Here is a 24,929-nt window from a genome sequence, read left to right on the forward strand (position 1 = left end):
GTACGGCCGGACGGCGGCGCGCGGGCCGCACCGCCCCTGCGGGGTCGGACCGGCACGCCGCCATCGGTCACTCACTCCCCTGCGCTCAGGGGCCGCCACCGGACTCGGCGTCGTCCCAGGTCTCCGTGGAGCGCGGCTCGACGTACGGCTCGTGCGTCCGCGGCAGGCCGCCCTGGACGGCGCGCGCCCGCGACAGCTCGGCGTCGAACTCCAGCCCCAACAGGATCGCCAGGTTCGTCAGCCACAGCCACACCAGGAAGACGATCACTCCCGCGAGGGTGCCGTAGGTCCGGTTGTAGGAGGAGAAGTTCGCCACGAAGGCGGCGAAGCCGGCGGACAGGCCGATCCAGAGCGCCACCGCGAGCACGCTGCCGGGCGACACCCAGCGGAAGCCGCGGCCGCGGACGTTGGGCGCGGCCCAGTACAGCAGCGTGATCATCAGCGTGACCAACAGGAGCAGCACCGGCCACTTGGCGATCGACCAGACCTGCACCCCCACGTCGCCGATCCCGAGCGCCTCGCCGGCCTTCCGCGCGAGCGGCCCGGTGAACACCACGATCACGGCGCTGCCGGCGAGCAGCAGCATCAGCACCACCGTCAGGCCGAGCCGCAGCGGCGTCAGCTTCCACACCGGCCGGCCCTCGCGGATGTCGTACACCACGTTGGCGGCGCGGATGAAGGCGGCGATGTAGCCGGAGGCGGACCACAGGGCGCCGGCCAGGCCGAAGACCGCGAGGGCGCCGCTGGTGGCATGGCTGCGCTGCAGCTCCTCGACACCGCCGCGGAGGATGTCGCGGGCCGGGCCGGGGGTCCAGGTACGCAGGTTGTCGAGCAGTTGCCCGGTGACGGACTGCCCGACCAGGCCGACCAGCGACACGAGCAGCAGCAGGGTGGGGAAGATCGCGAGGACGCCGTAGTAGGTGAGCGCGGCGGCCCGGTCGGAGAGCTCGTCGTCGAGGATCTCCCGGCCGGTGCGGCGCAGCGCGTCCTGCCAGCCTCGGCGGCGCAGCCGGGTCAGCCGGTCGGGGGCGCGCCGGCGCACCCGGGCGCTGGGCCCGGCCCGGGCGATGGTCCGCCGGCGGGCGAGCGTGTGTCTGCGAAGTCGGTCCACGCCCGCGCGTCTGTCCGTCCGCGGCGGATCCAATCGCCCCCGTACGGGCTCAGGCGTTCTCGGGACCGGCCCCGGTGGCCCCGCCGCGGCGGGCGCGGTGGGCGCGGTGGGCGCGGTGGGCGAGGACGGCGCGGGTGATGCCGTGGCCGAGCAGCCAGGGCAGCACCGTGATGCCGAAGACGTAGCCGCCGAAGTAGAGCAGGTAGTCACCGGGCTCCTTGCCCGGGCGGCAGGCGACGACGCCCAGGGTCACCACCGGCTCCAGCGGCAGCAGCACCGACCACAGCCGCGGCCAGAGCCCCGGTTCCCGGGCGTGCCACACCCCGAGCGCGGCCATGACGAAGGGCCCGAACGGGACCCAGAACACGACCGGGTAGAACAGCAGCACCCACCAGTCGTCCGACGCTCCACCCATCATGAGATCCCCCCGACGCCCGTGGCCGCCGCGTCTCCCGCCCCGGCGGCACCCCTGTGTGACGTACGGGCCCAGCATGCCGTACGGGTGCGACGGCGGGTCCGGTCAGTGCAGGGCCTTCTCGGGCGGCGGCGGGCGGTGGCCGCGGATGTCGGCGGCGGCCACGGCGAGGGCGACCAGGACGAACGCGGCGGAGACGGCGATGCCGAGTTGGAAGGCGCCCGTCCAGGCGTCCGGGGCGCCGCCCGCGTGGCCGAGGAAGACCGAGCCGACCACCGCGATGCCGACGGCGGAGCCGATCCGCTGGGCGGTCTGCAGCACCCCGCCGGCACTGCCCGCCCGGACGACCGGGACCTCCTGCAGGGTGACCGTCTGGTTGGGCGCGATGACCAGGCCGCTGCCGGCGCCGGCGAGCAGCAGCGGCGCGGCGGTGGCCCAGCCGGTGCTGTCGCCCGAGGTCAGGTGGGCCGCGAGCGCAGCGCCGCCGAGGCCGACCAGCACGGAGGCCAGGCCGAGCGCGACCAGCCGCCGCCCGCGGCGGGCGACCAGCCGGCCGCCGACGGCCGCCGCCACCGCGGAGCCCACGGCGAACGGGGTGATCGCCAGTCCCGCGGCGAGCGCGGTGTAGTGCAGACCGGCCTGCAGGTAGAGCGTGAAGACGAAGAAGACCGAGGTGAACCCGGCGAAGTACAGCAATGAGAGCAGGGTGCCGGCGGCGTAGGAGCGGCGGGCGAAGAGGTCCATGCTGACCAGCGGTTCGCGGTGGCGCCCGTACCTGCTCTCCCAGGCGGCGAAGGCGGTGAGCAGCAGGACGGCGAAGGGCAGCAGCAGCCAGCGGGCCCGGTCGTGCCACTGCTCCTGGACGAAGGGCAGCAGGAGGGCGGTGGTGCCGACGCCCAGCAGCAGGATGCCGACCGGGTCGAGGTCGCTGTGGCGGACGCGGCCGGCGGGGCGGGGCGGCGGGTCCGGCAGCAGGCGGCGGGCGACCGGCAGCGCGGCGACGCCGATCGGGACGTTGACCAGGAAGACCCAGCGCCAGCCGTGCTGCGGACCGGCGAGTTCGATGAGCAGTCCGCCGAGCAGCGGGCCGACTGCGGTGGAGATGCCGATGACGGCGCCGAGCATCCCGAAGGCCCGGCCGCGTTCGGGGCCGGGGAAGGAGGTCTGGATGAAGCCGGAGACCTGCGGCACGATGATGCCGCCGGCGAGGCCCTGGACCAGTCGGGCGGTGATCAGCCAGGCCTCGTTCTGGGCGGCGCCGCACAGGGCGCTGGCCGCGGTGAACAGGGCGAGGCCGGTCAGGAAGACGGCGCGCCGGTCCCGGGCGTCACCGAGCCGGCCGGCCGGCACGAGGGCGAGGCCGAAGGCCAGCGCGTAGCCGCTGAGCACCCACTGCAGGCCGCTCTGCGTCATGTGCAGGCCGGTGCGGACGGTCGGCAGGGCGACGTTGACGATGCTGACGTCGAGCAGGGTCATGAAGCCGGCGATCAGGCAGACCACCAGGGCGCGCCAGCGCTGGGGCACGGGCTCGGCGGACGTGTCGGGGAGGTCCGTGCGGGCGTCGGGCTGCGGGCCCCCGCTGCCGGGGCCGGCGCTGGCCACCTGGGGGCCTCCTTCCGGCTGCTGCGGCGGAGGCCGGGCCCCGGGTGTGCCGCGGGCCGACTCCGCCCCTCCGACCAGGGTGCACCCGGGCGGGGCCGGCGCGCCGCCGTGCAGTGGTGGCGGGCGCGTCGCCGTGCCGCGGCGGCGGCGGGGCGGGGCGGGGCGGGTCTCAGCGGACCAGGGCGGCCCGTTCGCGGGCGGCGCGGACCGCCTCCTTGAGGCTGGCGATGTCGTAGGCGCCGTAGTGCCGGCGCCCGTTGACGAAGAAGGTGGGGGTGCCGGAGACGCCGCTGAGGTCCGCCGAGTCGACGTCCTCGGAGACCCGGACGGCACCCGCCCGGGCCCGCAGGTCGACCTCGAACCGCTCGCCGTCCACCCCGACGGTCTCGGCGTACTTCAGCAGGTCGTGGATCTTCAGCGCCCCCTGGTGCGCCAGCAGCAGGTCGTGCATCTCCCAGTACGCGCCCTGCAGCCCGGCGGCCTCCGCCGCCTCGGCGGCCAGCTGGGCGTGCGGGTGGACGTCGTTCAGCGGCAGGTGGCGCCAGACGTAGCGGATGTCCCCGGCACCGGCCAGCAGCTCGCGGACGACGGGTTCGGCCTGGCCGCAGTACGGGCACTCGAAGTCGCCGTACTCGACGACGGTCACCAGCGCGTCGAGCGGGCCGCGGACGTGGTCGCGTTCGGCGTCCACGGAGGCCGCCAGGTCGATGATGGACTCGGAGGTGCCGAGCAGCGCCCGCATCCGGCCGGTCCGCGGCATCAGCGCGATCAGCCGGGTGATCACCCAGGTCACGGCCGAGGCGCAGACCACCGCGGCCAGGATGCCGACCTTGGCCTCGTCCAGCAGCGGGCCGTCGAACGCCAGCGTGGCGATCAGCAGCGACACCGTGAACCCGACCCCGGCGATCGCGCCGCCCGCCGCCACCGCGCCCCAGCCGACCGGGGGCCGCAGCCGGCCGCGGCTGAACGCGGTGGTGAGCAGCGTCGAGCCGAGGATGCCGACCGGCTTGCCGAGCACGTAGCCGAGGACGATGCCGAGCGTGACCGGCGAGTGCAGGGCCCGGGTCAGCTGCTCCTCGGAGAAGGTGATGCCCGCGTTGGCGAGCGCGAACAGCGGCACGATGACGTAGCTCGTCCACGGGTGGTAGACCTGCTGGAGCCGCTCGTTCGGGGAGATCGCGGTGGCCAGGCCGGCCCGCAGGGTGCGTTCCAGCTCCGGGGTGGGCTGCTCGCGGAACAGCCGGAACAGGTCGCTCGCCCGCTCCAGGTCGCCGCGGGACGCCGGGTAGGCGTACGTCAGCAGGCCCATCGCCAGACCGGTGACCACCGGGTCGACGCCCGACTTCAGCAGGGCGACCCAGAGCGCCACCGCGAGCAGCGCGTACACGCCGCCGCGGCGCAGGCCGGCGGCCCTGGCCAGCAGGATCACCGCGAGGATGCCGAGGCCCGCCAGCAGGGCCGGCACCTCGATGCTGCCGCTGTACGCGACGGCGATGACGCCCAGGGCGACGAAGTCGTCGACGACGGCGACGGTGAGGATGAAGGTGCGCAGCGACTCCGGCAGCCGGCTGCCGAAGAGGGCGAGCATGCCGAGGGCGAAGGCGGTGTCCGTGGACATCGCGGTGCCCCAGCCGTGCAGTTCGCCGTCCCCGGCGTTGACCGCGAGGAAGATCGCGACGGGGACGACCATCCCGAACACCCCGGCGATCAGCGGCAGCGCGATCCGGCGGCGCTCGCGCAGCTCGCCCATGTCGAACTCCCGGCGGGCCTCCAGCCCGACCACGAAGAAGAACAGCGTCATCAGGCCGCTGTTCACCCATTCGCGCAGGTCGAGGGAGATGCCGGCGTCACCGAGCCGCACGGCGAGGACGGTCTCCCAGAAGGACTCGTACGACCCGGCGGCGACGTTCGCCCAGACCAGGGCGGCCAGGGTGGCGGCGAGCAGGAATGCGGCGCTGCCGGTCTCGGTGCGGAGGAAGTCCCGCAGCGGGGTGCGCATGTCGGCACCGCAGGACGTCTGGCCGGAGTAGCGCGGCAGCTCTGAGGGGGCGGACACCCGATCATTCTCGCGCCGGAGGGGGTGTCCGCGCGGCGCACCGCCGGGGTCGGCGTGGTGACGGGGGTCACAGGGGGTGGACCGGGTCGGTCGGCCCCCGCCACCCGGCGGGCCGGTCGGGTGGCGCGGGCCGGTCGACGGCGTAGCGGTTCCGGGCGGCGGGTACGGGGGACGGCATGGGACTGCTGCGCAGGCGACGGCCGGAACCGCCGGATGACGGGACGGGGACGGCGGGGGCGGAGATGGGTCCGGAGGCGGCGGCAGAGGCGCTGGCCTCGATGTCGCGCGAGATGGAGGAGGGCTCGGAGTCGAGCCGGCGGCGGGCCGCCCGGCGGGCCGGCGCGCTGGTGGCGTCGACGGTCCGGCTGCTGCTGCGTGGGGGTGCCGCGACCGCGCGGGTGACCTGGGTGGGCGGCCGGGCGCTGACCGAACGGCTGCTGCAGACCGCGCCGCGGATCCCGGTGCGGGACCTGGCCACGCTGCGGGCGCAGCACCCCAAGGCCGCCGACGCCGAGGCCCTGGCGGACCTGCTGGTGGCGGGAGCGCTGCGGGCCTCGGCCTCGGTCGGCGCCGGGGTCGGGGCGGCGGCGATGCTGCCGGTACCGGCGGGGATGGCCGCCGAGGTCGCGGCGGAGACCCTGGTGGTCGCGGCGGTGGAGATCAAACTGATCGCCGAGCTGCACCAGGTGTACGGCGTGCCCGCGGGCGGCAGCCCCGCGCAGCGGTCGGCCGCGTACGTCACCGCGTGGGCGGACCGGCGCGGGCTCGCCTCGGTGACGCCGTCGCATCCGGTGGGCGTGGCGGCGGTGACGGGGCTGGCGGTGGGCACCGAGGTGCGGCGCAAGGTGCGCAAGCGACTGACCCGCAGCACGCTGCGCAAGCTGCCCACGCTCTTCCCGCTGCTGGTCGGGGCGGGGCTCGGTGCGCTGCTGAACCGCCGGGACACCCGGCGGCTGGCCGTCCGGGTCCGGGCCGACCTGCGGCGCCGGACTGATGCCGCACCCGGGTACTGGGCGGCCGCCGCACCGCAGTGAGCCGGTGCCGGACGGCGCCGGGCGCCCTGGAGATGTGGATCTCGTCCGGGTCGGCGATGGTGGGTAGACCGGCAGCTCCTAAGGAGGAAGCCAGATGTCGATGCTGGACAAGCTCAAGAGCATGATGAAGGGCCACGAGTCCACTACCCAGAAGGGTGTCGAGAAGGCCGGTGACGCCGTCGACGCCAAGACCCAGGGCAAGTACCAGGGCCAGGTGGACACCGCCCAGCAGAAGATCAACGAGCACCTCGGCGAGCAGCCGCCCGAACAGCGGTAGCCCGGCCCCGGCCGTGGACGGCCGCCTCCCCCGGTCACCCGGGGAGGCGGCCGTCGGCCGTTGCGGTGCCGGTCCGTCCGCGGCTCGGCCGATCGGCGGCCCCGCTGCCCGGTGGCCCAGTGGCCCCACGGCTCGGTGGATCAGCGGCTCAGTGGATCAGCGGCCCAGGACGAGTGCGCGGGCGGCGGCGAGTTCGGCGCGGGCGGCCTCGTCGACGGCGGCGAGGAAGGCGTAGGCGTCCTCGCCGACGGGCACCCGGACGGGCGTCTCCTCGGCGGCGACCAGGCGGAGCACGTGGCGGGCGAAGTCCTCGGGGCGGCCGAGTTGCGGGTTGTCCCGCATGGCGTGCATGCCGTCGCGCATCGGGTCGGTGCCGGCGGCGTAGGCGGGCAGGCGGGTCGCGGTCTGCGCGATGGCGTCGCCGTAGCCGGTGGCGAAGCCGCCCGGTTCGACGGCGGTGACCCGGATGCCGAGCGGTCCGGCCTCGGCGGCGAGGGCCTGGGTCATCCCCTCCAGGGCGTACTTCCCGGCGACGTAGGCGGAGAGGCCGGGGAAGGCCATCCGGCCGGCCAGCGAGGAGACGTTCACGATGTGGCCGGCGCCCTGGGCGCGCATCACCGGGAGGGCGAGCCGGGCGAGCCGCCAGGGGGCCACGAGCAGGATCTCCAGCTGGTCGCGGAGCTCCTCGTCGGCGACCTCCTCGACGGTGCCGAACAGGCCGCTGGCGGCGTTGTTGACCAGGACGTCCAGGCCGCCGAAGCGGTCGACGGCGGTGGCGACGGCGGATTCGCACTGGCCCGGGTCGCGGATGTCGAGGGCGGCGGTGAGGACCCGGTCCGGGTGGCGGGCGGCCAGCTCGGCGAGGGTGTCCGGCTTGCGCGCGGTGGCCAGGACGTACTCGCCGGCCTCCGCCGCAGCGGTGGCGAGGGCGAGGCCGAGCCCCGACGAGCATCCGGTGACCAGCCAGCGACGTGCCATGTGGGAGGCCTTCCTGTCGGTGGACGGGCTCCGACCGAGCCCCGGCCACTGTGGCAGAGCGGTGGACCGCGACGCGCCGGGCGCGGACCGTCGCGCGGGGTTGCCCGGGGGCTCGCGGGAGCGCAGCCGACCTGCACCGCACGCCCTTCCGCCGGGCCGCGTCCCGCCGCCGAGCGGTGGCCCGCGAACACGGCCGGCCGGACGGCCGGGTCCAGCTCGGGCGGCGCGGACCAGCCGGCGGCCGGAGTGCGGGTCAGGTGAGCAGGCGCAGGCGTTCGGCCGCGACACCGGCGATCAACCGCTGACGCCGGATCAACCGGAGGGCTCCGGACTGGACAACGCTGCCCGCTGCGGGTCAGGTGAGCAGGCGCAGGCGTTCGGCCGCGACACCGGCGATCAACCGCTGACGCCGGGCCAACCGGAGGGCTCCGGACTGGACAACGCTGCCCGCCCAGGCCACCAGCCCGTCTCACCGGGCCGCCCGGTGCGGGTCAGGTGAGCAGGCGGAGGCGTTCGGCGGCCACGCCGACGGTCAGGCGTTGGCCCCAGGCGAGTTGGAGGGCGTCGGACTCGACGCCGTCGCCGAAGACCACCAGGCGGTCGGACTCGACGACGACCTCCAGGCGTTCGCCGCCGGCCAGCAGCCCCTGGACCCGGTCGGTGCCGGTGGCCGGGGAGGGCCAGGCCTCGCGGACGAACCAGGCGACGGCGGCGCCGGTCGGCTCGGGCAGGCGCAGTTCGGAGCGGCGTTCGAGCCAGGCGGAGCGGCACCAGCCGGTCGCGCCCGTCCCGGTGCCGACGAGGATGCCGGAGGACGCCTGGGCCTCGGCGGCGGCGCCCGGCGCGGTGAGCCGGTAGCGGGCGGTCTGGTGGCCGCTCTGACCGAGGTAGACCTCGTTCAGGGCGAGGAGGCGCTGGCTGTCGTCGGCCACCGCCTCGACCATGGTGCGCTCCTCCAGCATTCCGGCGGTGCCCGGTCCGGCGGCGGCGCGCAGCAGCTCGGCGGCGTCGCCGGGCCGGTGCCGGACGAGGACTCCGGGGTTGCGGCCGGGGTCGGTGTCGATGCCGATAACGGGCTGCCCGGTCAGGTACTTGGCGGCGTTGGCGACCAGGCCGTCCTGGCCGACGACGACCACCAGGTCCTCCGGGGTGAAGAGGAACCGGTCGAGGTCGGCGCGTTCGACCCTGGTGCGCCGCCAGTCGCCGGGAATCGCCCCGGCGACGGCGGCGAGCGCCGCGCGGGTGCGGTCGTGGCGCTCCTCGGCCTCGGCGATGGAGCGGCCGCGGGAGTCCAGGAAGAACGCGGCCTGGCCGCGGGAGCCGTGCCGGGCGAGCAGTTCCTCGTACTCGGTGCGCCGGTGGACGAGCACCACCCGCGGGGCGAGGGTCATCGGGCACCGCCGTCGCCGTTGCCGCCGACGCCGAGGCGGCTGAGCAGGCCGGTGAGGACGTCCGGGGTGAGGGTGACGCTGTCGATCCGCGGCAGGTGCTCGGCGAGGCGGATCACGGCGAGCGCCCGCAGCACCTCCGGGCCGGCCTGCTGGTGGGCGGCGAGCCAGGCCTGTTCGGCGGCGGCCTTGGCCTCGCCGAGGGCGCGTTCGGCCTCCGCGCGGGCTGCGGCGGTCAGCCGGTCGGCCTCGGCCTCGGCGGCGGCGAGCCGGGTGCGGCGGACCGATTCGGCCTCGGCGCGGACGGCGTCCGCCTCGGCGTCCTGCTCGGCGCGGCGGCGGGCGTTGGCGCCCTCCTGGGCGACCAGTTCCTCCTCACGGCGGGCGAGTTCGATCCGGTTGGCCATCTCGTTCTCGGCGATGGCGCGCTCCCGCTCGACGGCGAGGGCGCGGCGCTCGTAGGTGGCCCGGTCGGCCTCCTGCTGGACCTGCTCGCGGGCCGGGGTGCGCAGCGCCCGCTCGGTCTCGGCCTCGGGGCGGAGCGCGGTGACGCGGACGGCGATCACGGCGAGGCCGATCTCGGCGAGCCGGGCGTCGCCGGTGAGGCCCTCGGCGATGCGGCGGCGCACCGCGGTGATGCCCTCGGTGAGGGTGCCGGCCAGCGGGGTCGCGGCGACGAGTTCGAGGGCGTGCTGCTGGGCGGTCTCGGTGAGCAGGGTGCCGATCTGTTCGAGCGGCTCGGCCCGCCAGGCGCCGGTGTCCGGGTCGATGCCGAAGTCGAGGCGTTCGGCGGCCACCGCCGGGTCGGTGATCCGGTAGGTGACGGTGGCCTGCACCGCGAGGTCCTGGTAGTCGGCCGTCCGGGCATGGAAGAGCATCGCCAACTCACGGTCTTCGAGCGGGACTTCGGAGATGGCCGCAGTGAGCGGGCGGAACCAGAAGGCGAGGCCGGCGCCCTGGTGGACGGGCCGGCCGCCGCGCAGGTGGCGGATGTGGGCGGTGGGTGCGGCCCGCAGGTGCCGGAATCCGAGTCGCCTGGTGATGTCGGCCATGGTGAATCCCCCTCGCATTGTTTTCGTCGAGATGACGATAACCGGCTCGCCCGGTTGTCGTCAATGCGACGAGAAGAGGGTGGTCCGACGCTCCGCTCCCGCGGCCGACGCCCTGACAGATGTCAGGTACCGGGCAGACCGCTGCTCAGGTTTCCTGGAGTCAGACGGGGGCGGCCACCGGGCCGCCCACCGGTCGGGCCCGCTCCTCGGGCCCTCTCCCACGACGCAAGGAGCGTTCCATGTTCGCTGTGCGCAAGCTCGCCCTCGCCGGAGCCGCAGCCGCCGTCGGTCTCGCCCTGACGGGCCTCGTCCCGGCCTCCGCCGAGGCCGCGAGCGGCTGCTACGGCATCGGCGGCGGCAAGTACAACTGCAACGTCTGGAAGACCGCACCGTCCTACTTCGCCGGCAACGTCCGCGCCGGCACCCTCAACGCGGGCACCAACTACTTCTACTGCCAGGCCGTCGGCAGCGAGGTCGTCGACGGCCCGTACCGCAACCACTGGTGGGCCAAGACCGACGACGACAGCGGCAACAAGGGCGTCTGGGTGAACGTCGTCTACCTCTCCGGCGGCGACAACGACCAGCCGGTGCCCGGACTGCCGAGCTGCTGACGCAGGCTCACCCACCCCGCCCGGGCGGGCTCACCGACTGTACTCGGCGAGGTACTGCTCCACCTTCGCCACGTGCGGCCGGACCCGCTCGGGCACCCCGCGGGCCTCCGCGACGGACTTGTCGCTGGTGCGGTAGCCCGCCGCCAGCAGCCCCGGCAGGTCGTCCGTGAGCCCCCGGCGCTTGAACTGCTGCGCCAGCCAGCAGACGTACGAGCCCATCGAGATGATGGCGTCCGGCGGCGACATGTAGTCCTTGCGGCCGTCCAGGTCGCCGTCCTGCGCCCAGGCGTTGAACACGGCCGGCGTCCACATCGCGATGCCGTACTCCCCGGTCTCCGGCCGGGCGGCCTTCGGGTCGAAGCCGCTCTCCGCCTTCAGCATCGCGGCCAGCAGCACCGGGGTCACCTCCGGCTCGGGGCAGCGCCGGGCGGCCCGGGCGATCGGCTCGCGCAGCGCCGCGGGCACGTCGGCGTCCGCGGGCAGTGCACCGGGCAGGGTGCCGGACGGGCTGCCGGACGGAGTGCCGGAGGGGACCGCCCGCGGACGGCCCGGGCCGGTGCCGTCCGGCGACCCCGGGAGCACGGCCACCGTCGCGGCACAGACCAGCGCCCCCACCGCGGCGACGGCCACCGCCAGCGCCCCGCGCCGTCGCCAGGGCCGGCGGACCGGCGCCGACGCCGGCAACCGGGCGGCCAGGGCGGCCGCGTCCGCCGGACGTGCCGTCCGGTCCGCGGCCAGGCAGTCCGCGACCAGCGCCCGCCACTCCCCCGGCACCCGCTCGTCCAGCCGCAACCGCTCCCGGCCGCGCGCGTACGACTGCGCCGCCAGCGCCCGCGCCCTGGCCGCCGCGCCCGGGAAGGGGTGCGTGCCGCCCGCGAACACCTGGTGCGCCAGCACCCCGAACGCCCAGACGTCGGCGCTCGGCCGCAACGCCACCCCCCGCACCCCGCTCCGCTCGGACCACCACTCCGGCGGCACGTGGTCGAGCGTGCCGAGCGGCGGGACGTAGGCGTGCGTGCCGTCGAGTTCGGCGGTCAGCCCGAAGTCCGCGAGCCGCACCGAACCGTCGGCCATCAGCAGGACGTTCGCCGGCTTGAGGTCGCCGTGCACCCAACCGTGCCGGTGCATGTGGGCCAGGCCCTCGCAGACCTCGGCGAGCAGCCGGGCACCCTCCGCGGGCGGCACCGCCCGGCCCTCGGCGAGCAGGTCCGCGAGGCTCCGCTCCGCCCGCTCCATCACCAGCACCACGGCGCCGTCCAGGCCCGGTCGGCCCGGGTCGCGGAGCACCGCGGTGGCGAACGTCCTGATCAGCCGCGGGTGTTCCGCCCGAGCGCTGAACTCCGCCTCCCGCCGGGCGAGTTCGCTCGCCTGCCGGCACTGGCCGGGAGCGAGCCGGGCGGCCGGCAGGATCTTCACCGCCGCCGGCGCCCCGTCCCGCCGCCGGACCGCCGCGTAGACCGCACCCCAACCGCCCGCACCGATCGGGCCGGTGATCCGGTGCCCGGCCACCCGGTAGCCGGGCGGCACCTCGGGCACCGGCCCGTCCGGGAACCCCGTACTCACGCCCTGCTCACCCCCCGCTCACCCGGCTCCCGCCGGGCGGCCCACCCGGCGCGCGGGCAGCAGCGCCAGGTGCTCCTCGCGCACCAGGTCGAAGCGGAGCGCCAGGTCGACCAGCTCCTCGCGCTTGCGCAGCGGTCCCGCCCCGCCCTCCGAACCCTCCGGCCGCAGGCGGAGTTTGGACTCCGCCAGGTAGTCGATGTGGTAGTTCACCGCGGACCGGCTCGGCCCGGCGGCGCCCGGACCGCCGCGCAGCCGCTCCACCACGTCGCCGACCCCGGGGACGGCCGCGGAGGTGCCACGCAGCCGCGGCTCGCAGAGCGCCACCAGCACCAGGAAGTACTTCGCCGTGGCATCCAGCGCGAACGGGCTGACGGTGTGTTCGCCCGGCGGCCCGGCCTGCGCCCGGTCCAGGTAGGCGTGCTGCGGCGCGAAGACCTTGAAGTGGCAGCCGCCGCCCAGCGAGGGCAGCACCACCCGGGAGAACTCGAACGGCACCGGCGCCCCCAGCCGCCCCGGCGCCACCTTGAGGTGCTCCCCCGCGCCCTCCAGGTTCTCCACCACGTAGGTCGCCGACCGGCTGAAGTTCGACAGTCGCCAGTAATCGGAGGCCGCCGTGAGCTCACCGGCCCGGCGCGAGACGCCCTGGTCGGGCAGCGGGATCGCAACCGGCCGGCCCGGTGCGCCGCGACCGAAGTCCGCACTGTCGTCCGGGCCCATCCGCAGCAGCCGCGGCGCGGCCCGCGGGCCCCCGCCGGTGTCCGGCAGCTGCACGATGACGGTGTCCATCACGCCCCCTCGGTGAATTCCCGCTCCGCCGGCGGCCCTTGCGCACGACAGGACGGACCTGCGCACGCCACGGCGGAGCCCGGAGACACACCTCGTGTGCCCGTAGCGTGACTCAGTGTTCCAGAAAAGGCATGCTGCGTGTGCGATGCTTCAGCCCTCGTGCCGGGCGCCGGGCACGCTGCCGTGCCGGATGTCGCCGCAGGCTGACGTGTCAGCTGCCGCGCGGCCGGCGCCGCGGGGGCCGGTCAGCCGTTGGAACCGGTCAGCCGCGGGGATGCCACTCCACCAGGACGATCGTCGCGTCGTCGACCAGGCGGTGGTCCCGGTGCTCCAGCAGGGCGAGGATCAGCCGCCGCAGTGCCTCGGGGGCCGGCTCGCCGGCCGCGGCCGAGCGCACCACCAGGTCGACCAGCCGCTCCTCGCCGAACAGGTCACCCGCCGCCGACCTCGCCTCGGTCACCCCGTCGGTGTGGACCAGAATGCGGTCGCCCGGCTCCAGCTGCGCGTGGTGCACGGTGGCCGGGCCGCGCGGATAGCCGCTGCCGAGGCCCAGCGGGAGCTGCGCGGGGCGTTCCAGCGCCCCGGGCACGACGTGCTGACGGCGGATCAGCAGCGGGGGCGGGTGGCCGAAGTTCACCCAGCTGAGGCGGCCCGTCCCGGTGTCGAGGTCGGCGAAGACCGCGGTCAGCAGCCGGTCCGGGATCCACCGGGTCAACGCCCCGTCCACCGCCTCGGCGATGTCCGCCAGACCGCCGCCCGCCCGCCGGGTCGACCGGCAGCCGGCCACCGCCACCGCGGACGCACCGCCCGCCGCCAGGTCGTGGCCCATCGCATCGACCACCGTCAGGTGCAGCCGGTCCCGCTGCAGGCTGTGGTCGAAGGCGTCGCCGCCGATCTCGTAGGCCGGCTCCAGCGCGGCGGACGAGGTGACGTCGCGGGTGCCCAGCGTCCGCGGCGGCATGAACGCCCAGGCCAGCTCGGCCTGCAGGGTCATCGGGCGGCTCCGGACGGCCTCCGCCATCACGTCGCTGAACGCCGCCTTCGAGATCACCACCAGTGCCGTCAGCGAGGCCAGCGTGCGGCACCGCTCGTGCACCGCCGGGCCGGGAGCCGCGGCCGCCACCCGCAGCACGCCGATCCGCTCCACCCCGTCGACGAGCGGCAGCCACAGCTCGACCCGGCCGTCAGCGGACGACTCCTGCGGTTTCATCGTCCGGTACGCCCAGCCTGCGAGGGTCCCCTCCACGGGGACGCCCGCTTCGTCGGTGCCGGGCCCGCGCGGCCGGTCGTCGGGCAGCGGCACCAGGCGGACCTGCTGGACGTCGGCCAGGTAGACGGCTGCGCCGGCCATCCCGAGCGCCCGGGCGGTGTCGTCGACCAGGGCGGCGATGTCGCGCGGCCCCACGTCGTGGGACATCTCCAGGAACTCGCCGACCACCCGGCCGACCCCGGCCTCGTCCACCGCCGCCACCGCCTTCTCCTCGGACGGCACCCCTGCACCCCCGCCCGTTGCATCGAACCACCGCCCCACCCCCACGGCGACCGGACGGCAGCGCGGGACGGGCCCGGCGGGCGAGTGCCGCGACGGCGGCGGGAGCGGGGCTGCCAGCTGCTGGCGCGGGCCCTACGGACGGCGGGTGGGAGCGGCCCTACGGACGGCGGGCAGGAGGCGGGTACTACGGCGGCGGGCGCGAGCGGGCACTACCGGCGCCGGGTGGGAGCGGGGCTGCCGATGGCAGGTGGGGGTGGCCCACTACGGACGGCGGGTGGGAGCGGGGCCGAGGTCGGGGCCGGGCGGGAGGCCGAGGGCGGTGAGGGCGGTGGTGGCGGCTGCGGTGTGGCGGGCGCCGGCGAGAACGAGGGTGCGGGCGGACTGGTAGGGGGATCCGGCGGCGGTGAAGGCCTCGGCGGTGGCGAGCAGGCCGGGCAGGTCCCCGTCGAGGAGGGCCTGGGCGCGGTCCACCTGCGCGGCGGCGACCGGATTGCCCGCCACCAGCGCCCGGGCGGCGGCGATGCGGCGGGCGGCCCCGGGGTGACCGGCGAGGACGGCGGCCTCCGCCCGGAGGGCCGCGTACCAGTGCAGCCAGACCCAGGAGACCCACTTCCAGACCTCGTCCGGCTCGGGCGCGAGCCGTTCCAGGGCCGCGTCCGCATCACCTCGGTGGAGCAGGACGATCGCGTCGAAGACCGCACCGTAGCCGTGGCGGTGCTCCGGCTCGGTGCCCGCCCGGTCGACCACCGCCAGCCAGGCGGTCCGGGCCTCCCGGTCGCCCCGCAGACCGTGGACCATGGCGACGGACGCCGCCGCGGGACCGAGCGAGAACGACCGCGGACGGCCGCCGCGCTCCCAGGCGTCGAGGAAGACCGCACTGCCCGCGAGCACGTCCCCGGCCCGGCCCGCCAGGGCGTCGGCGACCAGCAGCCAGGAGGTGGCGTGGTGGCCCACCTCGGCCAGCAGCGGGTGGTCGGCGAGCTGTCGGCCCAGGCGACGGGCCCCGGGCAGGTCACCGGCGCCCACGGCCGTCCCGGCGGCCATCGCGAGGGCGTCGACCAGTTCGTGGGTGGCGGCCGGGGTCCGCGGCGCCGCGGCGAGGACGGTCGTCCGCCGCCCGGCGGCGGGGCGGGGAGGGCGGCCGCCCGCCGCGGGGCGCCCGCCGCTGCGGCGAAGGCGTCGCCGGCCCAGCTCCGGGCGCCGGAGAGCGCGTCGAGGGCGGCGGACTCCGCCACCGGATCTCCCGTACCCCGGGCCAGTGCGACGGCCCGCTCGGCGAGAACCACCGTCTCCTGGGCGGTGTTCTCGGCGGCGCCCTGCACGGACCCGTACGCGTCCGCGAGCACCGCCGCCTCGGCCAGGGCGACGGCCGCGGCCGCGGCCGGGTCGTCGCCGGCGAGGCCGCGCGCGGCGGTGAGCAGCGCCTTCACCTCGTCCGCCGTCGGCAGCTGCGCGAAGGAGCTGGAGAAGCGGTGGGCGACGGTGGCGGCGGTCGCCAGGTCGCGGGCGGCTCCGGCGGTGTCCCCGGCCCGGCGGGCCGCCTCGCCGGCGGCCCGGTGGAGGCGGAACATGTCGTCACCGTTCCTGCGGCAGCCGGCCACCCCGGCGGCGTGCCGAAGCTCCGCCGCACCTGGCTCGCGGTCGGCGGCGGCAGCCGTGTCGGCGGCCTCGGCTGTGGTGGCTGCGTCGGCCGTGTCGGCGACCTCGGCCATGGCGTCACCGGCGAACCCGGCCGCCAGCTCGTAGGTCTGCTGGGCCTCGCCGAGCAGGTTGCAGTCGAAGGCCGCCCGGGCCAGGGCGAGGGCGAGCCGGTGGGCCTCCGCGTTCCGGCCCGGGCGGTCCGCGCCTCGGGGCACGCCGGCCCGGCGCAGCGCGGCCCGGCTCGGCGAGGCGCGGCCGAGGGCGGCGCGGAGGTCCGGTGCGACCGTGTCGAAGCGGGTCCGCAGGTCCGGGTCGCCGGCGGCGGGCAGGGCGGTCGCGGCGGAGGTGCACCAGCGCAGGTGGCGGGCGCCGGTCTCCTCCGACTCGCTGGCGTCGGCGAGCCGTTCGGCGCCGTACTGGCGGATCGTCTCCAGGGCCCTATAGCGGGTGCCCGCCGCGGAGTGCGTCACGGTGAGCAGGCTCTGCTCGGCGAGCCTGCCGAGGCCGTCGGTGACCGCTGCCGGGTCCAGCGGGTCGAAGCCCGCGATCCGGGCGGCCGCGTCCGCGGTGAACGGCCCGGCGAACACCGACACCCGCCGCAGCAGGGCGCGGTCCTGCGGCGTCAGCAGGTCGTGGCTCCAGTCGAGCGCCGCCCGTACCGACCGGTGCCGGTCGTCGGCCCGGGAGCCGCCGGCCAGGATCCGCAGCTGGTCGGAGAGGCCTGCGGCGAGACCGTCCGGCCCGAGCGTGGGCCAGCGCGCCGCGGCCAGTTCGATCGCCAGTGCCATGCCGTCGAGCCGTTCGCAGACGGCGGCGACCCGTTCGCGCAGCGCCGGGTCCGGGGGCGGCCCGACGGCCGCCGCCCGCTCCAGGAAGAGGGTCACCGCCTCCGACTCCGCGCCGCCCGCCCGTGACAGCGGCGGAACGGGGAAGACCCGCTCGAACGGCACGACGAGGCGGGCGCGGCTCGTCGCGAGCACCCGCACCCCCGGGCAGGCCGCCAGCAGCCGTTCCAGGAAGGGCGCCACTCCGTCGCGCACCTGCTCGCAGTTGTCGAGCACCAACAGCGCCTGACGGTCCGCCAGGGCGGCGGGCAGCGCATCGTCGAGGGTGCCGCCGGGCTGCTCGGCCACGCCCAGGGCGGCCGCGACCGCCGCGCCCACCCGCCCGGGGTCGGTGACGGGAACGAGGTCGACGAACCACGCCCCGTCGGCGAAGTCACCGGCCGCCTCCGCCGCCACGGCCAGCGCCAGCCGGGTCTTGCCCACCCCGCCCGGGCCGACCGCGGTGACCTGGCGGTGCTGCTTCACCGCCTCGGCCAACTCCCCGCGCTCCCGCACCCGGCCGACGAACGCCGTCAGCGGCACCGGCAGGGCGGGGGCGGGGACAGGGGCGCGCGGTGCCAGCGTCGGCGTCGGTGTCGGTGTCGGTGGGGCGGGTTCGGGGTGCGGCTGACCGGTGCGGGTGGGTGCGGCCCGCCGGGCGAGTGCCCTCCGGTCCGGCAGGTCCAGCTTGCGCAGCAGGGAGGAGACGTGCGACTCGACCGTCCGGACGGAGATGAACAGCCGGGCGGCGATCTCCGCGTTGCTGAGGTGCTCGCCGAGCAGGGCGAGCACGTCGGCTTCACGGGCCGAGACCTCTGGAGTGGACACCGGGTCATTATCCGTACCGCTCCGCACGGTTCGGGACGCCCGGTCTCAGTCGTCGGTGTGCAGGGCGCTGTCGGCGGTCCCGAAGGTGAACGCCGTGAAGCGCACCCGGAGGCCGTCGCGCTGCGGGGAGCAGCAGTACGGGCCGGCCGTGGCGTGGGCCTCCGGGGCCAGCGGGGCGTACCGGACGAGCCGCCAGGGGCCGTCCTCGCAACGGGCCCGGACGGTGAGGGCGTCGCCGCTGCGGCTGGCCCGGACGGTGACCTCGCGGCCGTGCCACTCGGGAACGGGCGACAGCGACCAGTCGGAGACTCCGCGGGTGACGACGGCGCCGAGGTGGGCCACGCCGTCGGACATCTCGACCCCGGCCTTGGTCCATGTCGATTCGTCGACCCTGACCATCACCCCGGCCTGGTCGTAGAGGGTGTCGAAGTCGGCGACGAAGGACACCTCGACCGCGGTGCCGTCCGGCAGCGGGGCGAGCAGGGCGTGCCCGTCGTCGCGGACGAAGCCGTACCCGGTGGTGCGCCAGAAGTCGCTGCGGTCGCGGGTGGTGACGACCAGGGCCCGGCCCTCCGGGACGGCGGACGCAGGCGGGTTGAGCCAGTGGGCGTCGGGGATGTCGACCGGCTGCGGGGTGTCCATGCCTCTCCTCGGGCCTGCCGCCGCACGGACCGCGACGGGACGGCCCAGCCTGTCACGCTGCGGCCGGTGAGGTGCCCGCGGGGTGGCGAAGCGACGACGACAGGGGCGGCCGACGGCCCATCAGAGGGCGGCGATCCGGTCAGAAGGCGGCGATCCGGGCCACGGCGAAACCCGCACAGGCGATCACCAGCACGGCGATCAGCGCGATCGGGATCCAGCCGGGCCAGGCGTCATGGAGTTCGACGGGCTCCGGCAGGGAGATCCCGTGGCAGGTGGACGCCTCGCACTCGGGGGTCTCGGTCGGCGGCACGGCGGGCACCGGCGCCTCCGGACGGGCGGTGCCGGCCTCGGGTCCGGCGACCGCGGGTGCGGCGACCGCGGGTGCGGCGACCGCGGGTGCGGCGACCGCGGGTGCAGCGGGCCCGGACGGGGCGGATGCGCGGGCCCCGGTCGGGGCGGATGTGCGAGGGAGGGTGGTCGACATGACGGCCTCCGGTGTGTCGGGGGATGACCGTTCCACGGTCACGCCCCGGCATGCCGGAGGCCGGTCGCATCGTTGCCGCACCGGATCCCGGCAGTCGGCTGTGGGTCACCGCGGTCCGTTGCGGATCGCGGGAGTCCGGTGCTGGTTCTGCGGGTCACCGCGGACGGCCGCGGACCTCGGGCGGGCCCGGAGGTGCGCGGTCCGCAGGCGGCGTCACTCGTGCGGGTAGGTCCGGAAGACGTTGCCCTTGGTGTCCGACGAGAGGTAGCCGCTGCCGTAGGCGTCCGAGAGGTAGACCCGGATGGTCGGCGTCCCGTCGAACATGTCCGGGCCGATGATCAGGTAACGGCTCGTGGGGTTGGGGACCTTGAGCGTGCCCTTGGCCTTCTGCAGGAGGCCCGGGATGATGCTCCAGTCGTAGCCGTTCAGGTCCACCGGCTTGTCGTCGCCGATGACGCTGCCGCCCGGGGTCTTGCTGGTGTGGCCGTTCCGGTAGTCGATCCGGTCGTACAGCTTGGGGTTGTCGGTCTTCGGGGTCTCGGCGATCGCGTACTCGGGGTAGACCGTCAGCTCGTTGATCATCGAGGTGCCGGCGACCGGCTTGATCGCGTCGACCACCGCCTTGACGCCGTCCGTGGAGAGCAGGTCCTTGGGCGCGGCGTTCTTGCCGCCGGCCTTGGTGGCGGTGGCCGCCGGCGTGCCGGTACCGGTGGTGCCGGTGGTGCCGGTGGTGCCGGTGGTGCCGGCCGCGGTGCTGCTGCCGGTACTCGTGCCGGTGGCGTTGGAGCCGGTGCCGCCGTTGCCGTCCTGGACGTTGTTCCAGACCAGCACGCCGGCGAGCACGGCGCCGGCCACCGAGGCGGTGAGCAGCACGGTGCGGCCGCGCGACGCGTTGGCCGGGGGGTGGTTCGGGTGGCCGTTCTGCGGTGTCCAGGCGTTGGTCGGGCCGGTGGACGACTGCGGGTGGCCGTAGCCGCTCATGCCGCCGGTCGGGGACTGCGGGAACCCGTACCCGCCGCCGTTCGGGCCGGACGGCACCGGCGGCTGCGCCTGCGGGAAGCCGTAGCCTCCGGCGGGCTGCTGCGGGTGGCCGTACCCGGCGACGGGGCCGGTCGAGGGCTGCGGGTAGCCGTACCCGGCGGCGGGTGCGCCGAACGCCCCGGGGACGGCCGGGACGCCGTAGCCCGCAGGCGCACCGGTGGGCCCACCGGTGGGGGTGCCCGTGGGCGCGCCGAACACCGGCTGGGGGGTGGAGCCCGAGGTCGACTCCGGCGGGCCGGGCTGCTTGAAGGTCTCCTTGACGGTGGGCGCCCAGTGGGCGGGACCGGCGGCCGGTTCGCCCTGCTCGGCCGCGGCGAGCAGCCGGTCGAGCATCTCGGCGTCGGGCCGCAGCGCAGGGTCCCGGGAGAGCAGGGCGCCCAGCAGCGGACCGAGCTGCGCACCGCGGACCGGCGGCGGCAGCGGCTCGTCCAGGACGGCCGCCAGGGTGGCCAGCGTGGTGCTGCGGCGCAGCGGGTGGTGGCCCTCGATCGCGACGTAGAGCATCATGCCGAGCGACCACAGGTCGGAGGAGGCGTCGCCGCTGCCGCCGCGGATGCGCTCCGGGGCGATGTACTCGGGCGAGCCGATGAGCGAGCCGGTGGCGGTGAGCGCCGTCGCGTCCTGCATGGCGGCGATGCCGAAGTCGGTGAGGACGGGCGTGCCGTCGGTGCGCAGCAGGACGTTGCCGGGCTTGACGTCGCGGTGCTGGATGCCGGCGGCGTGCGCGGCACGCAGGGCGGCGAGCACACCGCGGCCGATCCTCGCGGCCTCGGGCACCGAGAGCGGGCCCTGGACGAGGCGGTCGGCCAGGCTGCCGCCGCTGACCAGCTCCATCACCAGCCACGGGTGCGGCTGGTCGGGGGTGTCGACGATGTGGTGGATGATCACCACGTTGGGGTGCTGGAGGCGGGCCAGGGCACGTGCCTCGCGCAGGACGCGCTCGCGCAGCTCCTGCGCGGCCACCGGGTCGCCGGCGAGCATCGCCGGGTCCGGCGGGCGGACCTCCTTGAGCGCGACCTCGCGCTCCAGGGCGTTGTCCCGGGCGCGCCAGACGAGGCCCATGCCTCCGCCGCCGAGGCGCTGCAGCAGTTCGAAACGGCCGTCGATGAGCCGTCTCTCCGGCCCCCCAGTGTTCATGCCCGTCATCGTAGGGGGCGGGACGGACTGCCCGTGCCGCCGGGAGATCACGATCGGGCCGCACGGCCCGGGCCCGCCGGCGATGGCCGGCGGGCCCGTGGAACCGGATCTGGACGAACCGTCCGGGCGGCCGTAGGCGGGGGTGCCGCGGTGGTGGCCCCCTGGCGGTTCGGTGACGGTCCGGGGTGGTCCGGGAACCCGTCCCTGGGGGATCCGGCGGCGGTCCCGGGAGCCGCTGCGGGGTGATCCGGCGGCGGTCGGTGGCGGTCCGGCGGCGTCCAGCTGTGCGGCCGGGCCTTCGGCTCAGGAGCGCGGGGCGTGGGCGGACAGCAGGTCCCGGTACCAGTCGAGGGTCTCGTCGAGGGTCCGCTCCAGCGGGATCGGGGCCGTGCCGAAGGCCCTCTCGAAGTCGCCGGAGTCCACCACCTGGGGCTCGGTGTGCTGGTAGAACATCTCGGCGTACTCGGCCATGAACACCTCGTCGAAGGGGCCGAAGGGCCGCGGCGCGTCCAGTACGAAGACGTTCAGCGGTCGGCCGGTCCGCTCCTCGATCATGGCGTGGATCTGGCGGGGCGTCCGGGCGGGCGCGGTCGGCAGGTGCCAGACCCGGCCGTCGGCCTCGGGGTGCTCGCCGAGGGTGGCGAGCCCGGCGGCGACGTCCCGGATGTCGGTGTGGCTGTGCGGCAGGTCGATGTCGCCCAGGCCCAGCACCTCGCCGCCGGTGAGCGCGGCCGGGAAGACGGCGCCGCCGAGGGTGGAGTTGAGCACGCCGGGGCCGACGAAGTCCGCCGCGCGGCCGAGCACCACCCGGGCCCGGCCCTCGCGGTGCGCGGTCAGGTACGCCTCGTCGAGCTCGGCCCGCATCCGCCCCTTGCGGCTGACGGCGTTCCACGGCGTGCGCTCGGTCATCGGCGCGCCGCCGGTCGGGCCGTACGGGTACAGGGTGTCGAGCACGACCAGGCGGGCGCCGGTCTCCTCGACCGCGCCGAGCACGGCCCGCTGGATCAGCGGCATCAGCTCGACCTGCAGGTGGTAGCCGACGTTGACGCAGTGGTAGACGACGTCGGCGCCCTGCACGGCGGCCAGCGCACCGGCGGGGGTGGAGACGTCGGCGGCGCGGCGCTCGACACCCAGCGGCGCGGGGCCCTCCCCCGAGCGGTCGATCAGGCGGACGGCGTGGCCGCGGCGGGCGAGCTCCGCCGCGAGGGCCGTGCCGGCCGGGCCTGCGCCGAGCACGACGTGCAGCTGCTGCTCCTGGGTGTTCATGGTGTCCCCTCTCCTTCGGTCCGTGCGGCACGGACCGTTCCTTTCACGAGTCACCCTCGCTTCTGTTAGAGACTGTAACTGTTGCGACGGTGACTCGCAAGGGCGATGAAGCGTCAGCGAGATGGGGGCGCAGTCGTGAGAGACTCTCGCTGGAGCGACAACCCATAACGAACGAGACGACACGGAGAGGAGCAGCCGAGATGGCGGACTCCCGCACCACCGGCCCGCGCGCCCGCTACCGCGAGCAGACCCGCGCCGAGATCAAGGACGCCGCACTGCGGCAGCTGGCCGAGGGCGGCACCGCAGCGCTCGCCCTGGTGAAGATCGCCAAGGAGCTCGGCATGTCCGGCCCCGCGCTGTACCGCTACTTCGCCAGCCGGGACGACCTGCTCGGGGCCCTCGTCTCGGACGCCTACGAGGACGCCGCCGCAGCCGTCGCCGCGGCCGAGGACCCGCGCGGCGGCCCGCGCGCCCGCCTGCACGCCCTGGCCACCGCCTACCGCGGCTGGGCCGTCGCGCAGCCCCACCGCTACCTGCTGATCCAGGGCACTCCCACCCCCGGCTACACCGCACCGCCGGAGACCCTCGCGAGCGCCCGGGCCGTCCTCACGCCCTTCCTGCCGGTCTTCGCCGCCGGCACCCCGGCCCCGGCCACCGCCCCCGTGCTCGCCCAGATGCGGGCCTGGCTGGCGGCGGACACGGCCGTCGCCGCCTGGGTGGCCGCCAGCGCCCCGGACGGCCCCGAAGCCGTCGCCACCGCCCTCACCGGGACGGTCCTCGCCTGGAGCACCCTGCACGGCACCATCGGCCTGGAGGTCTCCGGCCACTTCTCCGGCATGGGCCACACCGGGGACACCCTGCTCGCGACGCAGGTCGAGCTGCTCGCCGAGGCCTTCTCGCTGAAGTGACGCACTGTCGCAGGCGCTTCGCGGCCTCGGGGAACCCAAGGGGCCGTCACAAACCGGCGCACCCGTAGCGGATGCGACGCCTCCAAGCGGCCAGCACGCCCCCTCCGTGAGCAAGCCGGAGGGGGTAGCACCGCTGAATCACACCGTCGCGTGCGGGTGCTCGGCACTCGGCAGTCGACGGACTAAGCGAACGAGCCTCCCCGCAACGCAGCTCACCCGCACGCCGGCCCTCCCGGACCACCGACGCGAGCACCCCGCCGACCGCTCCGCCCCCGGGCGGACCGGCGGTGCAGCCTCCCCCGGCCGTGCCGCTTTCGGCACCACATCGCACCGGACCGCGACAACGCGGCGCTCGGCCGGCCACTCCGCCTGCCGCCCGGCTCCCGGCCGGCCACTCGGCCTGCAGCCCGGAGGACACCACCCGAGGCACGTCGAGGCACGTCGAGGCCTGGCCGGCCGCCCGCCCGTCCGTGCGCGGGTGTGACACGCCACGGTCGATCGGCGCTCAGTCAGGTACGGCCCACCCTGCCACCGGCGCCGGGGTGCGAGACCCGGCCCGCGCCGCGGCGAATGTCCTTTAGGCATTCGCCGCCGAGTTATGCCTGAAAAGAATTCATGACACCTGCCGGATTCCACTCCGCCGCATACTGAATCGCTTTCTCACCGACAAGTGTCAATACGTGGCGGGACTGCGCCACCACCCCCGCACACCCTGCGCCCCGCGCACAGCCAGGCTGGATTTCGGCCCACGGGCGGCACGGACGGCTGCGGGCGGATCTGCCAGCAGACATTGGCCCGGCAATTCCCGCCAGAAATCCGACGGGAACACCGTCCACTGTGGCGGAATCCTGCCATTTGTGCGCCCGCCCTTTCCTGCATGCCTGATCCTTCGTCATGATTCCGGCCGAGCACCACGGCGTACTGTCCGGCCCGCTCACCCGCCGGGTGGCGGCTGCCGGCCGATCGCCGGGACGCGCCGCCGGCGCCCGCTCCACCCCCAGCCCGCTCCACCCCCAGCCGGCTCCGTCCTCAGCCCGCGCCGACCCGGCGCCACGGAGCCGGCGCGACCGCGCGACCGCGGTCCACCACGGAAGGAACCGAATGAAGCGAAAGCTCGCCGTCGGAGCCGTTCTGTCCTCCTCGGCCGTCCTGGCCGGCGCGATCCAGGTCGGTGCCGGATCGGCCCACGCCGCGCCGGCGCCCGTCGCAGCGGCCCGCGCCCTGGGCCTGTCCGGTCAGGAGCAGCTGATCGTGAAGGACACGATCACGGACCCCGACGGCACCCGGCACGTGCGTTACGAGCGCACCTTCGCCGGCCTGCCCGTCCTGGGCGGCGACCTGATCGTCCACCAGAGCGCGCAGGGCGCCATACGCTCCGCCGACCGCGCCGTGGCCGGCCGGGTCGCCCCCGCCTCGCTCACCCCGAAGCTCGACGCCGCACAGGCCGCCTCCAAGGCGCACGACGCGGTCGCCGCCACCGTCGGAGTCCCGGAAGGCGACGAGCCCGCCCTCGTCTCGGTCGACCGGCCGGGAACGGCGCAGCTGGTGGTGTGGGCGGCCTCCGGCACCCCGCGACTGGCCCACCGCACCACCGTCGAGGGCGTCCGCGCCGACGGCACCCCGAGCAGCCAGGTGGTCGTCACCGACGCCGCCACGGGCGAGGTGCTGTCCACCCACGAGCAGGTGCAGACCGCCAACGCGACCGGCACCGGCACGGGCGTCTTCGTCGGCTCGGTCCCGCTGACCACCAACTACACCGGCTCGACGTACCAGCTGAAGGACGCCACCCGCGG

Annotated in this window: 19 protein-coding genes and 1 pseudogene; 5 read left to right on the forward strand and 15 right to left on the reverse strand. The window is 75.8% G+C overall.

Translation table 11 applies throughout. From position 1 onward, the window contains the following. Window positions 1–85 precede the first annotated feature (85 nt). The 4 genes from ABD353_RS18525 to nhaA form a co-directional block, all read right to left on the reverse strand. On the reverse strand, window positions 86–1,111 hold the full coding sequence (locus tag ABD353_RS18525) for a YihY/virulence factor BrkB family protein (protein ID WP_425555189.1): 1,026 nt from the start codon (window positions 1,109–1,111) through the stop codon (window positions 86–88). Window positions 1,112–1,160: 49 nt separating this feature from the next. Further along, the gene (locus ABD353_RS18530) at window positions 1,161–1,526 is read right to left on the reverse strand and encodes a hypothetical protein (RefSeq protein ID WP_344624731.1); all 366 of its coding nucleotides are present in this window, start codon (window positions 1,524–1,526) and stop codon (window positions 1,161–1,163) included. A gap of 105 nt (window positions 1,527–1,631) precedes the next feature. Beyond that, entirely contained in the window at window positions 1,632–3,128 is a 1,497-nt protein-coding gene (locus ABD353_RS18535) for an MFS transporter (RefSeq protein ID WP_425555190.1), read from the reverse strand. Between the two features lie 169 nt (window positions 3,129–3,297). Beyond that, window positions 3,298–5,127 carry a Na+/H+ antiporter NhaA gene (nhaA, locus tag ABD353_RS18540; RefSeq protein WP_344624751.1) on the reverse strand — a complete coding sequence of 610 codons (1,830 nt, stop codon included), beginning with the start codon at window positions 5,125–5,127 and terminating at the stop codon, window positions 3,298–3,300. Between the two features lie 299 nt (window positions 5,128–5,426). On the opposite strand from nhaA, the gene ABD353_RS18545 reads away from it, so the two are divergent. Both ABD353_RS18545 and ABD353_RS18550 read left to right on the forward strand, forming a co-directional pair. After that, the gene (locus tag ABD353_RS18545; protein ID WP_344624732.1) at window positions 5,427–6,218 is read left to right on the forward strand and encodes a hypothetical protein; all 792 of its coding nucleotides are present in this window, start codon (window positions 5,427–5,429) and stop codon (window positions 6,216–6,218) included. 94 nt (window positions 6,219–6,312) lie between these two features. After that, window positions 6,313–6,495 (forward strand): antitoxin, encoded by a 183-nt coding sequence (locus tag ABD353_RS18550; protein WP_344624733.1) that lies wholly within the window; start codon window positions 6,313–6,315, stop codon window positions 6,493–6,495. A 156-nt stretch (window positions 6,496–6,651) separates the two neighbouring features. Here ABD353_RS18550 and ABD353_RS18555 read toward each other — a convergent pair whose 3' ends face one another. From ABD353_RS18555 to ABD353_RS18565, 3 genes are all read right to left on the reverse strand, one after another. Further along, window positions 6,652–7,473, reverse strand: a complete 822-nt coding sequence (locus ABD353_RS18555) for an SDR family oxidoreductase (protein WP_344624734.1) — start codon at window positions 7,471–7,473, stop codon at window positions 6,652–6,654. Window positions 7,474–7,964: 491 nt separating this feature from the next. Then, window positions 7,965–8,864 carry an NAD(+)/NADH kinase gene (locus ABD353_RS18560; RefSeq protein WP_344624735.1) on the reverse strand — a complete coding sequence of 300 codons (900 nt, stop codon included), beginning with the start codon at window positions 8,862–8,864 and terminating at the stop codon, window positions 7,965–7,967. Next, window positions 8,861–9,913 carry an SPFH domain-containing protein gene (locus tag ABD353_RS18565; protein WP_344624736.1) on the reverse strand — a complete coding sequence of 351 codons (1,053 nt, stop codon included), beginning with the start codon at window positions 9,911–9,913 and terminating at the stop codon, window positions 8,861–8,863. The genes ABD353_RS18560 and ABD353_RS18565 overlap by 4 nt, the downstream gene beginning before the upstream one ends. 239 nt (window positions 9,914–10,152) lie before the next feature. Here ABD353_RS18565 and ABD353_RS18570 point away from each other — a divergent pair, with 239 nt between their 5' ends. Beyond that, on the forward strand, window positions 10,153–10,524 hold the full coding sequence (locus ABD353_RS18570) for a hypothetical protein (protein WP_344624737.1): 372 nt from the start codon (window positions 10,153–10,155) through the stop codon (window positions 10,522–10,524). Window positions 10,525–10,554: 30 nt separating this feature from the next. Here the strand turns inward: ABD353_RS18570 and ABD353_RS18575 are convergent, their stop codons facing one another. The 8 genes from ABD353_RS18575 to ABD353_RS18610 form a co-directional block, all read right to left on the reverse strand. After that, window positions 10,555–12,087, reverse strand: a complete 1,533-nt coding sequence (locus ABD353_RS18575) for a serine/threonine-protein kinase (protein WP_344624738.1) — start codon at window positions 12,085–12,087, stop codon at window positions 10,555–10,557. Between the two features lie 18 nt (window positions 12,088–12,105). Further along, complete coding sequence (locus tag ABD353_RS18580; RefSeq protein WP_344624739.1) at window positions 12,106–12,873, reverse strand: serine/threonine protein kinase; 768 nt, start codon at window positions 12,871–12,873, stop codon at window positions 12,106–12,108. Between the two features lie 262 nt (window positions 12,874–13,135). Continuing rightward, the gene (locus ABD353_RS18585; protein ID WP_344624740.1) at window positions 13,136–14,365 is read right to left on the reverse strand and encodes a PP2C family protein-serine/threonine phosphatase; all 1,230 of its coding nucleotides are present in this window, start codon (window positions 14,363–14,365) and stop codon (window positions 13,136–13,138) included. 209 nt (window positions 14,366–14,574) lie between these two features. Next, window positions 14,575–17,658, reverse strand: a complete 3,084-nt coding sequence (locus ABD353_RS18590; protein ID WP_344624741.1) for an ATP-binding protein — start codon at window positions 17,656–17,658, stop codon at window positions 14,575–14,577. A 45-nt stretch (window positions 17,659–17,703) separates the two neighbouring features. Beyond that, the gene (locus tag ABD353_RS18595) at window positions 17,704–18,300 is read right to left on the reverse strand and encodes a DUF1349 domain-containing protein (protein ID WP_344624742.1); all 597 of its coding nucleotides are present in this window, start codon (window positions 18,298–18,300) and stop codon (window positions 17,704–17,706) included. Window positions 18,301–18,439: 139 nt separating this feature from the next. Further along, window positions 18,440–18,784 carry a DUF6480 family protein gene (locus tag ABD353_RS18600; RefSeq protein WP_344624743.1) on the reverse strand — a complete coding sequence of 115 codons (345 nt, stop codon included), beginning with the start codon at window positions 18,782–18,784 and terminating at the stop codon, window positions 18,440–18,442. A gap of 213 nt (window positions 18,785–18,997) precedes the next feature. After that, a complete protein-coding gene (locus ABD353_RS18605) occupies window positions 18,998–20,962 on the reverse strand; it encodes a serine/threonine-protein kinase (protein WP_344624744.1) in 1,965 nt (654 codons plus the stop codon). A gap of 303 nt (window positions 20,963–21,265) precedes the next feature. Continuing rightward, on the reverse strand, window positions 21,266–22,228 hold the full coding sequence (locus ABD353_RS18610; protein ID WP_344624745.1) for an NAD-dependent epimerase/dehydratase family protein: 963 nt from the start codon (window positions 22,226–22,228) through the stop codon (window positions 21,266–21,268). A 200-nt stretch (window positions 22,229–22,428) separates the two neighbouring features. Between ABD353_RS18610 and ABD353_RS18615 the strand changes: the two genes are divergently transcribed. Then, window positions 22,429–23,136 carry a TetR/AcrR family transcriptional regulator gene (locus ABD353_RS18615; protein WP_344624746.1) on the forward strand — a complete coding sequence of 236 codons (708 nt, stop codon included), beginning with the start codon at window positions 22,429–22,431 and terminating at the stop codon, window positions 23,134–23,136. Between the two features lie 1,101 nt (window positions 23,137–24,237). Then, a pseudogene (locus ABD353_RS18620) lies at window positions 24,238–24,929 on the forward strand (M4 family metallopeptidase); the annotation flags it as partial.

The sequence above is a fragment of the Kitasatospora arboriphila genome, assembly GCF_039528095.1.
In the GTDB taxonomy this organism is placed as follows: Bacteria; Actinomycetota; Actinomycetes; order Streptomycetales; family Streptomycetaceae; genus Kitasatospora; species Kitasatospora arboriphila.

What these genes read in the sequence shown, in the direction of transcription:
- ABD353_RS18530 (WP_344624731.1), bottom strand. Translation starts at nt 1,526, where the DNA reads ATGGGTGGAGCGTCGGACGACTGGTGGGTGCTGCTGTTCTACCCGGTC.
- nhaA (WP_344624751.1), bottom strand. Translation starts at nt 5,127, where the DNA reads ATGCGCACCCCGCTGCGGGACTTCCTCCGCACCGAGACCGGCAGCGCC.
- ABD353_RS18545 (WP_344624732.1), top strand. Translation starts at nt 5,427, where the DNA reads ATGGGTCCGGAGGCGGCGGCAGAGGCGCTGGCCTCGATGTCGCGCGAG.
- ABD353_RS18550 (WP_344624733.1), top strand. Translation starts at nt 6,313, where the DNA reads ATGTCGATGCTGGACAAGCTCAAGAGCATGATGAAGGGCCACGAGTCC.
- ABD353_RS18555 (WP_344624734.1), bottom strand. Translation starts at nt 7,473, where the DNA reads ATGGCACGTCGCTGGCTGGTCACCGGATGCTCGTCGGGGCTCGGCCTC.
- ABD353_RS18560 (WP_344624735.1), bottom strand. Translation starts at nt 8,864, where the DNA reads ATGACCCTCGCCCCGCGGGTGGTGCTCGTCCACCGGCGCACCGAGTAC.
- ABD353_RS18565 (WP_344624736.1), bottom strand. Translation starts at nt 9,913, where the DNA reads ATGGCCGACATCACCAGGCGACTCGGATTCCGGCACCTGCGGGCCGCA.
- ABD353_RS18570 (WP_344624737.1), top strand. Translation starts at nt 10,153, where the DNA reads ATGTTCGCTGTGCGCAAGCTCGCCCTCGCCGGAGCCGCAGCCGCCGTC.
- ABD353_RS18580 (WP_344624739.1), bottom strand. Translation starts at nt 12,873, where the DNA reads ATGGACACCGTCATCGTGCAGCTGCCGGACACCGGCGGGGGCCCGCGG.
- ABD353_RS18595 (WP_344624742.1), bottom strand. Translation starts at nt 18,300, where the DNA reads ATGGACACCCCGCAGCCGGTCGACATCCCCGACGCCCACTGGCTCAAC.
- ABD353_RS18600 (WP_344624743.1), bottom strand. Translation starts at nt 18,784, where the DNA reads ATGTCGACCACCCTCCCTCGCACATCCGCCCCGACCGGGGCCCGCGCA.
- ABD353_RS18605 (WP_344624744.1), bottom strand. Translation starts at nt 20,962, where the DNA reads ATGAACACTGGGGGGCCGGAGAGACGGCTCATCGACGGCCGTTTCGAA.
- ABD353_RS18610 (WP_344624745.1), bottom strand. Translation starts at nt 22,228, where the DNA reads ATGAACACCCAGGAGCAGCAGCTGCACGTCGTGCTCGGCGCAGGCCCG.
- ABD353_RS18615 (WP_344624746.1), top strand. Translation starts at nt 22,429, where the DNA reads ATGGCGGACTCCCGCACCACCGGCCCGCGCGCCCGCTACCGCGAGCAG.